This is a genomic window from Bacillus sp. EE-W1 (genome assembly GCF_009760835.1).
Classification (GTDB): Bacteria; Bacillota; Bacilli; order Bacillales; family Bacillaceae_G; genus Bacillus_A; species Bacillus_A wiedmannii.
The window spans coordinates 1-13,525 of the sequence record NZ_WIPE01000053.1 but is presented as its reverse complement, the minus strand read 5'-3'; the positions used below and the strand labels follow the sequence as shown (position 1 = coordinate 13,525).

Annotated in this window: 15 protein-coding genes and 1 other annotated feature; of the genes, 3 read left to right on the top strand and 12 right to left on the bottom strand. The window is 37.4% G+C overall.

The genetic code is table 11. The features are described 5' to 3' along the window. Positions 1–198 precede the first annotated feature (198 nt). The 9 genes from leuD to GFJ36_RS30070 form a co-directional block, all read right to left on the bottom strand. The gene (gene leuD, locus GFJ36_RS06390) at positions 199–780 is read right to left on the bottom strand and encodes a 3-isopropylmalate dehydratase small subunit (RefSeq protein ID WP_000433212.1); all 582 of its coding nucleotides are present in this window, start codon (positions 778–780) and stop codon (positions 199–201) included. Next, a complete protein-coding gene (gene leuC / locus GFJ36_RS06385) occupies positions 758–2,152 on the bottom strand; it encodes a 3-isopropylmalate dehydratase large subunit (RefSeq protein ID WP_088608737.1) in 1,395 nt (464 codons plus the stop codon). Before leuC ends, leuD begins: the two co-directional genes overlap by 23 nt. Then, positions 2,152–3,216, bottom strand: coding sequence for a 3-isopropylmalate dehydrogenase (gene leuB, locus GFJ36_RS06380; RefSeq protein WP_088608736.1), 1,065 nt, complete (start codon positions 3,214–3,216; stop codon positions 2,152–2,154). The genes leuC and leuB overlap by 1 nt, the downstream gene beginning before the upstream one ends. Before the next feature lie 78 nt (positions 3,217–3,294). After that, positions 3,295–4,815: a 2-isopropylmalate synthase gene (gene leuA, locus GFJ36_RS06375; RefSeq protein ID WP_076536199.1), complete on the bottom strand. Its 1,521-nt coding sequence runs from the start codon at positions 4,813–4,815 to the stop codon at positions 3,295–3,297. 1 nt (position 4,816) lies between these two features. Next, entirely contained in the window at positions 4,817–5,833 is a 1,017-nt protein-coding gene (gene ilvC, locus GFJ36_RS06370) for a ketol-acid reductoisomerase (RefSeq protein ID WP_097889760.1), read from the bottom strand. A gap of 20 nt (positions 5,834–5,853) precedes the next feature. Next, a complete protein-coding gene (ilvN, locus tag GFJ36_RS06365; RefSeq protein WP_000822948.1) occupies positions 5,854–6,363 on the bottom strand; it encodes an acetolactate synthase small subunit in 510 nt (169 codons plus the stop codon). Further along, a complete protein-coding gene (gene ilvB, locus GFJ36_RS06360) occupies positions 6,360–8,060 on the bottom strand; it encodes an acetolactate synthase large subunit (protein WP_088608732.1) in 1,701 nt (566 codons plus the stop codon). The genes ilvN and ilvB overlap by 4 nt, the downstream gene beginning before the upstream one ends. 73 nt (positions 8,061–8,133) lie before the next feature. Next, positions 8,134–8,361, bottom strand: a binding site (T-box leader). Positions 8,362–8,378: 17 nt separating this feature from the next. Continuing rightward, positions 8,379–9,275 carry a branched-chain-amino-acid transaminase gene (gene ilvE, locus GFJ36_RS06355; protein ID WP_087985494.1) on the bottom strand — a complete coding sequence of 299 codons (897 nt, stop codon included), beginning with the start codon at positions 9,273–9,275 and terminating at the stop codon, positions 8,379–8,381. A gap of 141 nt (positions 9,276–9,416) precedes the next feature. After that, complete coding sequence (locus GFJ36_RS30070; RefSeq protein ID WP_137036230.1) at positions 9,417–9,623, bottom strand: hypothetical protein; 207 nt, start codon at positions 9,621–9,623, stop codon at positions 9,417–9,419. Between the two features lie 68 nt (positions 9,624–9,691). Between GFJ36_RS30070 and GFJ36_RS06345 the strand changes: the two genes are divergently transcribed. Then, entirely contained in the window at positions 9,692–9,931 is a 240-nt protein-coding gene (locus GFJ36_RS06345) for a DUF3911 family protein (RefSeq protein ID WP_000752504.1), read from the top strand. A gap of 86 nt (positions 9,932–10,017) precedes the next feature. Further along, on the top strand, positions 10,018–10,257 hold the full coding sequence (locus GFJ36_RS06340; protein WP_060489510.1) for a YkuS family protein: 240 nt from the start codon (positions 10,018–10,020) through the stop codon (positions 10,255–10,257). Positions 10,258–10,620: 363 nt separating this feature from the next. On the opposite strand, the gene GFJ36_RS06335 is transcribed toward GFJ36_RS06340, so the two are convergent. After that, positions 10,621–10,710, bottom strand: coding sequence for a hypothetical protein (locus GFJ36_RS06335; RefSeq protein ID WP_000608225.1), 90 nt, complete (start codon positions 10,708–10,710; stop codon positions 10,621–10,623). A gap of 108 nt (positions 10,711–10,818) precedes the next feature. Further along, on the bottom strand, positions 10,819–11,286 hold the full coding sequence (gene ytfJ, locus GFJ36_RS06330; RefSeq protein ID WP_053078521.1) for a GerW family sporulation protein: 468 nt from the start codon (positions 11,284–11,286) through the stop codon (positions 10,819–10,821). Positions 11,287–11,488: 202 nt separating this feature from the next. Here ytfJ and GFJ36_RS06325 point away from each other — a divergent pair, with 202 nt between their 5' ends. Then, positions 11,489–11,881 carry an imidazole glycerol phosphate synthase gene (locus GFJ36_RS06325; protein WP_137012683.1) on the top strand — a complete coding sequence of 131 codons (393 nt, stop codon included), beginning with the start codon at positions 11,489–11,491 and terminating at the stop codon, positions 11,879–11,881. A 33-nt stretch (positions 11,882–11,914) separates the two neighbouring features. Here the strand turns inward: GFJ36_RS06325 and GFJ36_RS06320 are convergent, their stop codons facing one another. After that, positions 11,915–13,258, bottom strand: a complete 1,344-nt coding sequence (locus GFJ36_RS06320; protein WP_088062622.1) for a TrkH family potassium uptake protein — start codon at positions 13,256–13,258, stop codon at positions 11,915–11,917. Positions 13,259–13,525: the final 267 nt, after the last annotated feature.

Genomic DNA, 13,525 nt, shown 5'->3' with positions numbered 1-13,525 from the left:
AGGTACAACGGGAATAACCCTTGTACCTACACGTTTTCACGCTAGGTTCAAGGGCTTTATGTATGATGATGTAGTTGTGTAAGCACTTTAATAGATTGCATGATATTCATAATACTTACTCCCTTTCTCCTCTGATTTTTACATAGTATATAATACTTAATTCTGAATGTAAATACTTTTTGAACATTCCGTTATTTCTTAATGTAAAGCTACTCTCCTTTCATACTCTACAATTTCTTGTTCATATTGCATCGTAATACTAATTTCGTCTAGACCATTTAATAATTTCTCTTTCCACATTTTCTCGATTGTAAAATGAAACCTGTGCGTACTTGTTTTAATTACCTCATTCTCTAAATCTACTTCTATTTGTTCTCTCGCATCCGTTATGGCAAGTTGTTCTCGCATTTCTTTATCCATTACAATTGGTAACATACCATTTTTCATACAATTCATATAAAAAATATCTGCAAACCCGCCGGCGATAATAACGCGAAAACCATAATCAGCAAGCGCCCACGGAGCATGTTCTCTTGAAGAACCACAACCAAAATTATCACCTGTAATTAATATACTTGCTCCTTTTCTATTTTGTGCATTAAGCGGAAAATTAGGGTTTTCATGGCGGTTATTATCATAACGCCATTCATCGAATAAATATTTTCCAAATCCCGTCCTTTCAATTCTCTTTAAGTATTGCTTCGGAATAATTTGATCTGTATCAATGTTATTATTCATCAGTACTGCAGCAGTACCTTTATGAATACGAAATGGCTCCATCATAACTCTCCTTTCTAGTATCAACAAAATGACCGTATAACGCAGCTGCTGCCGCCATTGCTGGGCTAACTAAATGTGTTCGTGCCCCTTTTCCTTGTCTTCCTTCAAAATTACGATTTGAAGTCGAAGCACAATGTTCTCCTTCAGGTACTTGATCTGGATTCATTCCAAGACACATTGAACATCCAGGTTCTCTCCATTCAAATCCAGCTTCTTCAAATATGTGATGTAGCCCTTTTTGCATCGCAGCTTCTCTTACTCTTTTCGATCCAGGCACAACGAGCGCTCGCACACCTTCTTTTACCTTTCTCCCTTTCACAACAGATGCAGCAATTTCTAAATCAGAAAGCCTGGAATTTGTACAAGATCCAATGAAAACATGCTGAACAGGAATGTCATACGTGCTTTGTCCAGGGCTTAATCCCATATAAGAAAATGCTCTTTCGTCATTTGCATCCTGCTTTTCTGGCAATTTTTCATCAATACGAACACCCATACTCGGGTTTGTTCCCCATGTAACGTACGGTGCTAAATCCGTCACATCTATCGAAATATGCAAATCATAAATTGCATCTGAATCTGTATAAAGTTCAGACCATTTCTTCTCGAATGTTTCAAAGTCTTTCGGTGCATATTTACGTCCTTTTACATAAGCAAATGTTTTTTCATCTGGTGCTATAATACCAGCCTTTGCTCCTCCTTCAATTGCCATATTACAAAGCGTCATTCTCTCTTCCATCTCCATAGCCTCAATCGTATCTCCGTAAAATTCCATTACATATCCAGTTCCAACTGCTACACCGTACTTTGAAAGGAAATGCAAAATAATATCTTTTGCGTAAACACCTTTCTGTAATTTTCCTTTTAACTCAATACCCATCGCTTTCGGCTTTCGTTGCCATAACGTTTGCGTTGCCAATACATGCTCCACTTCACTCGTACCAATGCCAAATGCTAGTGCGCCAAACGCACCATGCGTTGCTGTATGACTATCACCACAAACAATTGTTTTTCCTGGTTGTGTAAGTCCAAGTTCTGGTCCGATAACATGAACAATCCCTTGCTCTTCATCCCCGATATCCGCTAACGGCACCTGAAATTGTTTACAATTTTCCCGGAGTGTATCTAGTTGCTGCTTCGCAATGCGATCGGTAATATTCCAAACATCTTTCGTTGGAATATTATGATCCATCGTTGCGAATGTTAAATCCGATCTGCGAACCGTTCGATTTGTAAGCCGCAAGCCTTCAAAGGCTTGCGGTGACGTTACTTCATGAACAAGATGAAGATCGATATATAATAAATCTAATCCATTTTCGTTTGTCGTAACTACGTGTCTTTCCCAAAGTTTATCTAGCAGCCTTTTTCCCATTATCTCCCTCTCCCTACTAACGCTTGCTCTTCCATCTCTTGTATAACTGCCTTCGTAAATGAAGTTGTCGTCTCATCTCCTCCGATATCTGCTGTACATTTTCCTAATTTAAGAACTGCAGATATCGCAGATTCAATTGCATTCCCTTCTCTCGTTAATTCAAATGATTGCCCAAGCATCATTGCAACAGAGCGCATCATTGCAATTGGATTTGCCTTATTTTTCCCGGCAATATCCGGTGCTGATCCGTGAATAGGCTCGTATAATGAAGGTCCCTTTTCCGCATGACTTGCTGATGGAAGCATTCCTAATGATCCCGCTAATACTGAAGCCTCGTCACTCAAAATATCCCCAAATAAATTTTCCGTTACAATTACATCAAACCGTCCTGGATTCCGAATTAACTCCATCGCAGCTGCATCTACTAAAATATGTTCTAGTTCAACGTCTGGATAACGAAGTGCTACTTCTTCCGTAATAGTTCTCCATAGTTTACTAGATTCTAAAACATTCGCCTTATCAATAGATGTTACTTTTTTCTTCCGCTTACTCGCTAATTGAAAGGCATAAGAAACGATCCGTTCAATTTCATGACGATGATACGTAAGTGTATCTGTTGCTACTTCGTCCGTTCGTTCTTTCGGATAAGAAAAATAAATTCCGCCTGTTAATTCACGAACAACAACGAAATCAATTTCATCAGCGTTTTTTAATGGCGATAAATGTGCCGTTGCGCTTTCTACCGTTACAGGGCGAACGTTCGCAAATACTCCAAGTCCTTTTCTTAGAGCTAATAATCCTTTCTCCGGTCTTTCTTTCGCGCTATCCCACCTTGGTCCACCAACCGCTCCAAGTAAAACCGCATCACTTGCTAAACAAGCGGCAAGCGTTCGTTGTGGTAATGGTTGCCCATTTAAATCGATAGCACTCCCGCCAAAGTACTCATCTTGTAAGTGAAAATGATGTCCATATAACCTTTCTACCATATGCAATACTTCTTTCGCACTTTCCATAATTTCCGGGCCAACACCATCACCAGCTAAACAAACGATACGTTTTTCCAATTTCAACACTCCTTTTAACTGAATTTTCAGAACTTTAATTTGATAGGTAAGGAAACTTCTCCCTCACCCATCAAACACTTATTTCACAAGCGCTATAAGAGATTTTAATTTCCCTGCTGCATGGACATATGCTCTTGCCGACGCTTCCAATACATCTTGCGCAACACCAAAACCTGATACTTGATGCGTTCCTTCTTTTAATTCAACATGAACATGAGCCAGTGCGTCTTGACCTTGTGTAATAGATTGTATGCGATAATCCGCCAATTCACATTCTAATCCTAAAATTCTTTGGATTGCATTATAGATCGCCTCAATACTACCAGAACCAGTGGCTGCATCTTCGTATGCATTTCCTTCTTCGTCTTTTAGTACAACTGTCGCGCATTGTGTACTATTTGATACGAAATGAACTTGTAGTTGCGTAATGTTATATTGCTGAGCTGCAAATGCTGCTTCACCAAGCATAAGTGCACGTAAATCTTCCTCAGTAATTTCCTTCTTACGATCAGCTAATTTTTTGAACGCTTCAAACACCGCATCTCGTTCTTCCTTTGTAAATTCATAGCCAAGCTCTTTCATTTTTTCTGTAAACGCGTGACGTCCAGAATGTTTTCCAAGTACGAATAGATTTTGAGATTCGCCTATTAGCGCTGGTTCAATAATTTCATATGTTGTCACTTCTTTTAAAACACCATCTTGATGAATTCCGGATTCATGAGCAAATGCATTCGCTCCAACGATCGCTTTATTTTTCGGTACAACCATACCTGTTAATCTGCTTACTAATGTACTCGTCGCTTTAATTTCTTTTAGCGTCATAGAAGACTCCGCCTTATAGAAATCTTTTCTAATATGAAGAGCAACTGCGACCTCTTCTAGCGCCGCATTACCTGCTCTTTCTCCAATTCCATTAATTGTTCCTTCTACTTGCAACGCTCCGCCTTCAACCGCAGCTAATGAATTTGCTACTGCCATCCCAAGATCATCGTGACAATGACAAGAGAAAATTGCTTTTTCATATGAAGGAACGGATTCTTGTAAGTATTTAAAAAGAGAATAATATTCTTCTGGATTCGTATATCCAACTGTATCTGGAATATTAATTACATTCGCTCCTGCACGAATCGCAACTTCAACTGCTTCAGCTAAAAAATCTCTTGCTGTTCTTGTCGCATCTTCTGCAGAAAATTGTACTGTCGGAAATAATGATTTCCCGAGTGTAACCGAGCGGTGAATACTATCTAATACATCTTCTTTTGACATACAAAGTTTATATTTCATATGAATATCACTTGTAGCTAAAAATACGTGTAAACGAGGAGATACAGCACCTTTCACCGCTTCATATGCTCTTCGAATATCACTTTCTTTCGCTCTAGCTAAACTCATAACTGTAGCATTTTGAATGGTATTTGCGATGCGTTTTACCGATTGAAAATCCCCTTCGGAAGCTGCTGCAAAACCAGCTTCCATGACATTAATACCTAGTCTCTCTAATTGCCTTGCAATTTGCAATTTCTCTTGTTCATTTAAATTTACTCCTGGTGATTGTTCGCCATCACGTAGCGTCGTATCCATGAACAAAATCTGCTTCATATTATTTGACCCCTGCCTTTACTCGCGGCTGTACAAACGGCATCATTTCACGTAATTTACGTCCAACTACTTCAATTTCGTGTTCATTCTCTTTCTCATTTGTCGCATGGAAATTTGGTTTTCCTGCTTTATGCTCTGCAATCCAGCCTCTTGCAAATGTACCATCTTGAATTTCTGCTAGCACTGCACCCATCGCTTTCTTCGTATCTTCCGTTACAACGCGTGGTCCTGATACGAAGTCGCCCCACTGCGCTGTATCTGAAACTGAATATCTCATATTTTCAAGTCCGCCTTCATACATCAGGTCAACGATTAGTTTTAGTTCATGTAAACATTCAAAATATGCAAGTTCCGGTTGATAACCAGCATCAACTAACGTTTCAAATCCAGCTTTTACTAGCGCAGTTACTCCACCGCAAAGCACAGCTTGCTCTCCAAATAAATCTGTTTCTGTTTCTTCTTTAAATGTCGTTTCTAATACACCAGCTCTCGTCGCTCCAATCCCATCAGCATAAGAAAGTGCCTTTTCAGTCGCAACTCCTGTTGCATCTTGGTATACTGCAAATAATGCAGGAACAGCTGCGCCTTCAGCAAATGTACGGCGCACAAGATGCCCTGGCCCTTTTGGCGCTACTAGAAATACATCTACATTAGCTGGTGGTTTCACTTGATCAAAGTGAACATTAAATCCGTGTGCAAAAACGAGAGAATTTCCTGCCTTTAAATTTGGCGCAATTTCCGCTTCATATACTTCTGGCTGGAGTTCATCTGGTAGTAGAATCATTACTACATCAGCTTTTTCCGCTGCTTCTGCTACTGTATATACAGAAAATCCATCTTCTTTCGCTTTATCCCAAGACTTCCCTTTTCTTAAACCTATTACTACATCAAATCCGTTATCACGTAAGTTTTGCGCATGCGCATGACCTTGCGAACCATATCCAATGATTGCTACTTTCTTTTCTTTTAATACATTTACCGTTACATCTTTCTCATAATAAACTTTTGTCATTTTCATTTCCCCCTATATTTAAATGATTATTGAATTAACATAACTTGCTTATCTTGTTTTTTCATACTACGCGTAAATGCTGTTACACCTGTTCTAGCAATTTCTTTCAAACCATACGGACGAAGTAATTCAATTAATGCTTCTACTTTCTCCTGCGTACCAGTTACTTGCACAACTATGGAATCCTTCCCAACATCTATTACAGCGGCTCGAAACGGTTCAATTAAACTATATAATTCTGCTCTTGCTACTGATGTTGCTACTTTAATAAGTGCAAGTTCTCTTGCGATCATCGCTTCTTCTGTAATATCTGATACTTTCAGAACATCAATTTGCTTATGAAGTTGTTTAATTAACTGCTCCACTTGCTGTTCATTTTCAACGTGTACAACAATCGTCATCCGCGATATGTCCGATGATTCCGTATGACCTACTGAAATACTTTCAATATTAAAATGTCTTCGTGTCATAACACCCGTAATTCGGTTTAATACACCACTTTGATTTCGAACTGTCGCTGTAACAATTCTCTTCACCTTTTTTCCACTCCCTCCATTTGGTGAACACCTTTCCCTGGCGCAACCATCGGCATTACCTTTTCTGATTGAAGTACACGGCAATCAATTACGACCGGTTCTTTTAATTCAATCGCCTGCTTTATTTGCTTCTTTGCAAGAAGTGGATCATCTATACGAACTCCTTTTATGCCATACGCATTCGCAAGAGCGACGAAATCTGGTTGACACGACAGTAAAGAGTGCGAGTATCTTTGATTATAAAATTCATCTTGCCATTGTCTTACCATTCCTAAAGCTTCATTATTTAAAATAAATACTTTAACAGGCAATGAGTGTTCTTTTAACACACTTAATTCTTGCAAGGTCATTTGAAATCCAGCGTCACCTACAATTGCAATAACTAGTTCCTCAGGCTTTGCAATTTGCGCACCAATTGCTGCTGGAAACCCAAATCCCATCGTTCCTAATCCTCCTGAAGTTACCCATTTATCTGGATTTTTGAGCGGATAATATTGTGCCGCCCACATTTGATGTTGCCCAACATCTGTTGTTACAATCGCTTCTCCTTTCGTAATTTCATATAACATATCAATTGCGTATTGAGGCTTAATACTTTCAGAATTTCGTTTATAAGAGAATGGATACTTTTCTTTTCTACTCTTTAGTAAAGAGATCCATTCATGATGATTTTCTTTCTTTCCTTCTGGTTGAAGTAATACTTCCAAAGCTCGCTTAGCACTTGCAACAATAGGAATTTCAGTCGGCACATTTTTTCCGATTTCGGCTGGATCAATATCGATATGCGCAACAGTCGCCTTTTTAGCAAAATAAGCTAAATTCCCAGTAAGACGATCGTCGAATCTTGCACCTATATTAATAAGTAAGTCGCATTCATATAACGCCATATTGGCTGTGTAAGAACCGTGCATTCCTCCCATCCCTAGAAAAAGTTCATCATCTGGCGGAAACCCACCAAGACCAAGTAATGTATGCACAACAGGAATTTCATATTTACGAGCAAAACTTGTTAACTCTTTCGAAGCCTTCGCATGCAATACACCTGCTCCAGCTAAAATTAACGGCTTGTTTGCAGCGCTAATTGCTTGTAATAATTTGTTTATTTGGAGTAAATTTGGTTCATAATTAGGGTTGTATCCTGGTAAATCCATTTGTACGTCATTACAGCGTTCTCCTTGCTCTACTACCATATCTTTCGGAAGGTCAATAACGACTGGGCCTGGTCTTCCTGTTCTAGCAATATGAAATGCTTCTTTAATAATTCGAGGTAAATCTGAAGCCTTTCGCACTTGATAGTTATGTTTTGTCACCGGCATCGTAAGCCCCATAATATCCGCTTCTTGGAAAGCATCACTTCCAATTAACGTCGTTGCTACTTGCCCTGTAAATACAACAAGTGGTAATGAATCAATCATCGCATCTGCTAGACCGGTAATAACATTTGTAGCACCTGGCCCACTCGTTGCAATGACAACCCCTGGATTGCCAGTAATTCTGGCATACCCTTCCGCGGCGTGAATAGCTCCTTGCTCATGCCTTGTTAAAATATGCGGAATTTCACAGTCATAGAGTGCATCATAAAGAGGTAAAACAGCACCACCAGGATAACCGAAAATCACTTCTACTCCTTCCTTTTCTAACGCTTCTAACAATAGCTGTGCACCAGTTGCCAGTTTCTCTTGCGTTTTTGAAGACATTGTTCTTATAAGCCCCCTTTTTGAAAATTTTTATCAATAAAAAAAATCCTACGTCCACACTCCAGCTATGTGCTGAAGGGACGAAAGATTTCGCGGTACCACCCTTCTTCGCAAGAATACTCTTGCCTCAGTGACCCATAAATGAGTCTAGCTAATAACGGAGCTACCGTCTAAGCCTAGACAAATGCTTCAGCTTAGCACTCAAGGGCGATGTTCGTCGACGTGAACCATCGGTTTTCAGCAACCACCGACTCTCTGTGAGGCTTCACAATCAACTACTCCTCCCTCTCAACGCTTTCTTATTGTTATAAAGAGTTGTTATCCAACTTTATTTTCTTCGTAAATCTTCTCTCCATCTTCTACAACTAACTTTCGGAATTCTTCTAATAAACGATTCGTATGTAGACCTGTTTGCCCTAAACCAATCGTTCTACCATCTACTGTCGTAACAGCAATTACTTCAGCAGCCGTTCCTGTTAAAAATACTTCATCAGCTACATATACATCATGCCTTGTAAATAACTCTTCTCTAACGTCATATCCAAGTTTTTCACCGATTTCTAATATAGCGTTTCGTGTAATGCCTTCTAACGCTCCAGCAGAACTTGGTGGTGTAATTAATTTATTTCCTTTTACAATAAACACGTTATCTCCTGAGCCTTCAGCTACGTATCCTTGATCATTTAACATAAGTGCTTCTTGTACTCCAGCTAATTTCGCTTCAATACGAACTAAAATATTGTTTAAGTAATTTAAAGATTTTACTTGAGGCGACAAAACATCTGGACGGTTTCGGCGCGTTGCAACTGTTACAACTGGAATCCCCTTTTCATAATATTCTTGCGGGAATAAAGATAGTTGTTCTGCAATTACTACTACATTCGGTTTCTTACAAGAATCAGGATCTAATCCAAGATTTCCTGCTCCTCTCGATACAACAAGGCGAATGTATCCATTAGATAATTTATTTTGTCGAATCGTCTCAACAACAATATTCGTTACTTCATCTAAAGAATATGGAATTTCTAACATGATGGATTTTGCTGATTCATATAACCGGACAAGATGCTCTCTCAAACGGAAAACATTACCGCTATATACTCTAATTCCTTCAAATACTCCATCGCCATATAAATAACCATGATCATATACTGAAACTTTTGCCTCGTCTTTTGGAACAAATTCTCCATTTAAGAAAATCCATTGCTCGTTCACTGGAAAGCGCCTCCTATGTTCTATGAATTTTTTATTGTTTCCTAGTTTACTCTCCTTTCTAAATAAATCAAGTTAATTTTTAGAAAATTTATAATTTTTAATCGTACGTACATCTTTGATTATATTGATTTAACAGCATTGTTAACGTTTACAAAAAGTCAAAAAATTTTTTTCGTCAATTTCCACTAAAAAAAATATTTGTTTAAAAGAAGGATTTTCATCAATTGATACGAATCTATTGTATTCAATAAACGGACGTCCGTTTTTATAAATTCGGTAATATATAACGACTTTTGCTGAAAAAGGGGGAAAATAATAAAAATAACGCTGTCTAAAAATAACATTCATATTTTTCGTTTCGTAATCATAATCCTATTTTTAAAAAACAATTTGTCAAAATGAAGGAGGAAATCAATATGGCGTGTGTACAAATTAAAGGAACGAGACAAGAGGTAGTAGAAATGCTTCAACTATTTGATCTAATGGATACGAAAGGTTTTTGTAAATTCGATAATTATGTAGAGGTAGAACCAAATAATAAAGAACATAATAATTTTATTGCTTCAATTGACATTCATTCAAATACTTCTTCTGCCCAAGATACTTTAAACGATCAATTCGTAAGTCAAATGCTTACTGGTGTATATAACGACTAAACAAAGATTTACTTCCTACCGTCTTTTCATAAATATATGCAGTGGACTTGAGCATACTAGCAACTAGATGGTAGGAGGTGAGAATTATGGCTAGAATTGGCGTTGAAAACTCATTAACAGATGTTCAACAAGCTCTTCAGCAACAGGGACATGAAGTTGTTACCCTTGGCTCCGAACAGGATGCACAAGGGTGCGATTGTTGTGTTGTAACTGGGCAAGATTCTAATATGATGGGTATTGCAGATGCATCAATTAAGGGATCGGTAATTGCAGCTCATGGTTTAACAACAGATGAAATTTGTCAGCAAGTAGAGAGCCGCACTTAAATGTATTATACAAAAAGAAAGAGGACTCCTTTTCAAAAGGAGTCCTCTTTTTTATATTCACCTAACGGGAAAGTAACATATACTGGATGAAAGCCCTACCTCTCTCTCATCATTACGGTTCCACTGACCGCTCCTTGATTCACTAGTATACATATAAAGCCTACAATAATAATTTATAGGGTTTGTTCACAAAAGTTGTTGGTAAGACTACCCGATCTTTCGCAAACTTTTCGTATTATATTTATAAGATTTATTTACTTTACACTAGCTGTAACCGAGACACGAATTAAAATTTTAACACTAATACAATAACTTGTCAACATTTTTTGTAAATTAAAAACAGACAGTAACGGTTTGTCTGTTTTAGAATGGAGCTTTTTCTTTTATTACATATACAACAAAACCGCTTACTAACATACATAAGCCAACTACTAAGTTTTTGATATTAATCATAAATTCCTCTCCCTTATTCCACACATCATATATATTTACAGTTCAATTATTCCGATCATCTTAAAGCGCACTTTTTCTAATATATCATAATTCCTAAAAAATGCAAGTTCACTTTTGGCGACCATTTACAAATTTATCTACAGTGCTTGGTACCGTATTTAAAGCCTTTTCAATTAAATGTGTACTACTATTGAGGTGTAATACTTGCACACCGTTAGAACCGACTACTAAAAAAGCAACTGGGCTAATAGAAACCCCAGCCCCGCTTCCGCCTCCAAATGGATGGCTTTGCTTCTTCTCTTTATGCTGCCCTTGTCCGTTATTATGCTTTTCGGAAATAAAATCACCTTTAAAGTCACTTCCGCCGGCACCAAAACCAAAAGCCACTTGAGATACTGTTAATACTACATTTCCATCAGCTGTTGAAACTGGACTTCCGACAATCGTATTTACATCTACCATCTCTTTTAAATTTGTCATTGCTGTTTTCATTAAATCTTCAATTGGATGTTCCATTATGTATTGCACCCTTTCCTCATTATTCTTTTTTATACTTTCCAAAATAGAGGAAGTCATACTAACTTTTCCTATTTCAAAAAAACAATTTTACTCTTCTAAGTGGAATTACGCCTTGTACTCGTTCGGATAAAGTGAAACTTTAATCAGCAGGGCTTTGTTCATCCCCCATTGATTATTAGCCATCAGCAATCAGATGTTTACGGGCTACAATAGCGGGATAAAAAAGAAAAAGAGATGCATACTACTATTGAACCTTGTTATGAAAGGAGCCATGACTTTGACTGAGAAATTTGATGAGTATAAAAAAAGAGATAGAATAGATAGTGATTATAGTGACTATAAAGAAGAATATGCAGCTGAGGTTGCACCACAGCGCATTGATTATGATTACGATGAGAAAGATAATAAAGATGATGTAAGATCGTCCGCCGCTGGATCAACTGCTGGCTTTATCGCTCTTGCCTTATCTATCTTATCACTCTTTACCTTCCCAACATTATTTGGTCTTGTTTCTGTATTACTAGGAATTTACGCTTATAATCGCGGAGCTACTGTAACTGGTGGTATCGCTGCGATTGTCGGCGGAATTGCAGCACTCATTGCAATTTTATTCCGAGTAGCACTTGTCGGATTATTGTTCTCCCTTTTTTAAAAAGAAAAAGGTATCTCGCTTATGCGGGATACCTTATCCTGTAAATACATCTTCCGATGGATATTTAATTTTTTGTTTTGCTGGTCGCGCTAAAGAAAAAACAAGTGTTAACGGTCCAATTAATCCACAAAACATAACAAACATAATAATACATTTTCCAAACGCTGATAACTTTGCAGTAATCCCCATCGTTAACCCTACTGTTCCAAACGCTGAAATTGTTTCAAATAGTAACTGAATAAAACTAAAGTTTTCTGTAAGCATTAATACAAATACTGCTGCAAAAATGAGTATTTGACTGGCAACAGCAATGGCTAACGCTCTCGTTACTGTTGACATTTTTATCGTGCGCTGAAATAAAACGATTTCCTCTTTTTTTCTAAAGAAAGAAAGGACGGATGTAACTAAAATAACAAACGTTGTTAATTTAATCCCTCCACCTGTCGATACACTTCCTGCACCAATAAACATTAAAACCATCGTAAATAATATAGATGATTCTTCCATCCCCCCGTAGTCAACTGTATTAAATCCAGCAGTACGAGGAGTAATACCTTGGAAGAAAGAAGCCCATAACTTTTCATTTAAAGGTAAATCTCCTAACGTCTTCACATTATTATATTCCAATACAAAAATCACAATCATTGCTATAACATTTAACGCTACCGTTCCAACAATCATGATTTTAGAATGAAGGGATAATTTTCGAAAGCTACGACTATACCATATATCAATTAATACGGTAAAACCGAGACCACCAATTACGATTAATGAGCAAATCCCTATATTAACAATAGGATCTCCTACATACCTCGTTAAATTATCCGGCCATAGAGCAAATCCAGCATTATTATAAGATGCAATAACATGAAAAATACTATAGTATACACCTTTTCCAAAGCCAAACTCTGGAACAAAGCGAAACGATAAAAAGATGACTCCAATAAGCTCAATACAAATTGAAAATATAAAGACACGTTTTACTAATTTTACAAGACCACCTATATTTGTTTGATTAAATGCCTCTCCGATTAATAATCGATGGCGTAACCCGATTTTTTTACCTAATACCCAAACAATTAAAATGGCAATTGTCATAAGACCTAAACCACCTGTTTGAATTAAAAACATAATAACAATCTCGCCAAACATCGTAAACGTACTTGCAGTATCTACTACTCCTAATCCGGTTACAGTTGCTGCTGACGTTGCCGTAAAGAAAGCATCTACCCAACTAATATGTACTTTCGTTGCGAATGGTAACTTTAATAACAAACCGCCAACCACAATTAAGCAGAAAAAACCTAGTGCTAATATTTGTGGTGGATTTAATCGTATAAAACGATTATACAGCCCTTGTCTTTTTGTTACTTCCATGTTCACTAACTCCCTTTTCCCCTCATAACTAAAGGCTTATAAGAAACCTTACATAGCGGGATAAACCTTATATTCTTATAATATAGTTGAGCATAATCCTTTTTTTTAAAGATTTCAACTTTTATTTATACTCGAACTCCACTTCATTTTATGACAAGAAACTTTCTATTATATTTATTCGTACTCTACAACTCTCGCAACAATCATTTTATATGTATCATTTCTCAAATTCTCATACCTTTCACTCTATGTTCACATCAAGGTCAC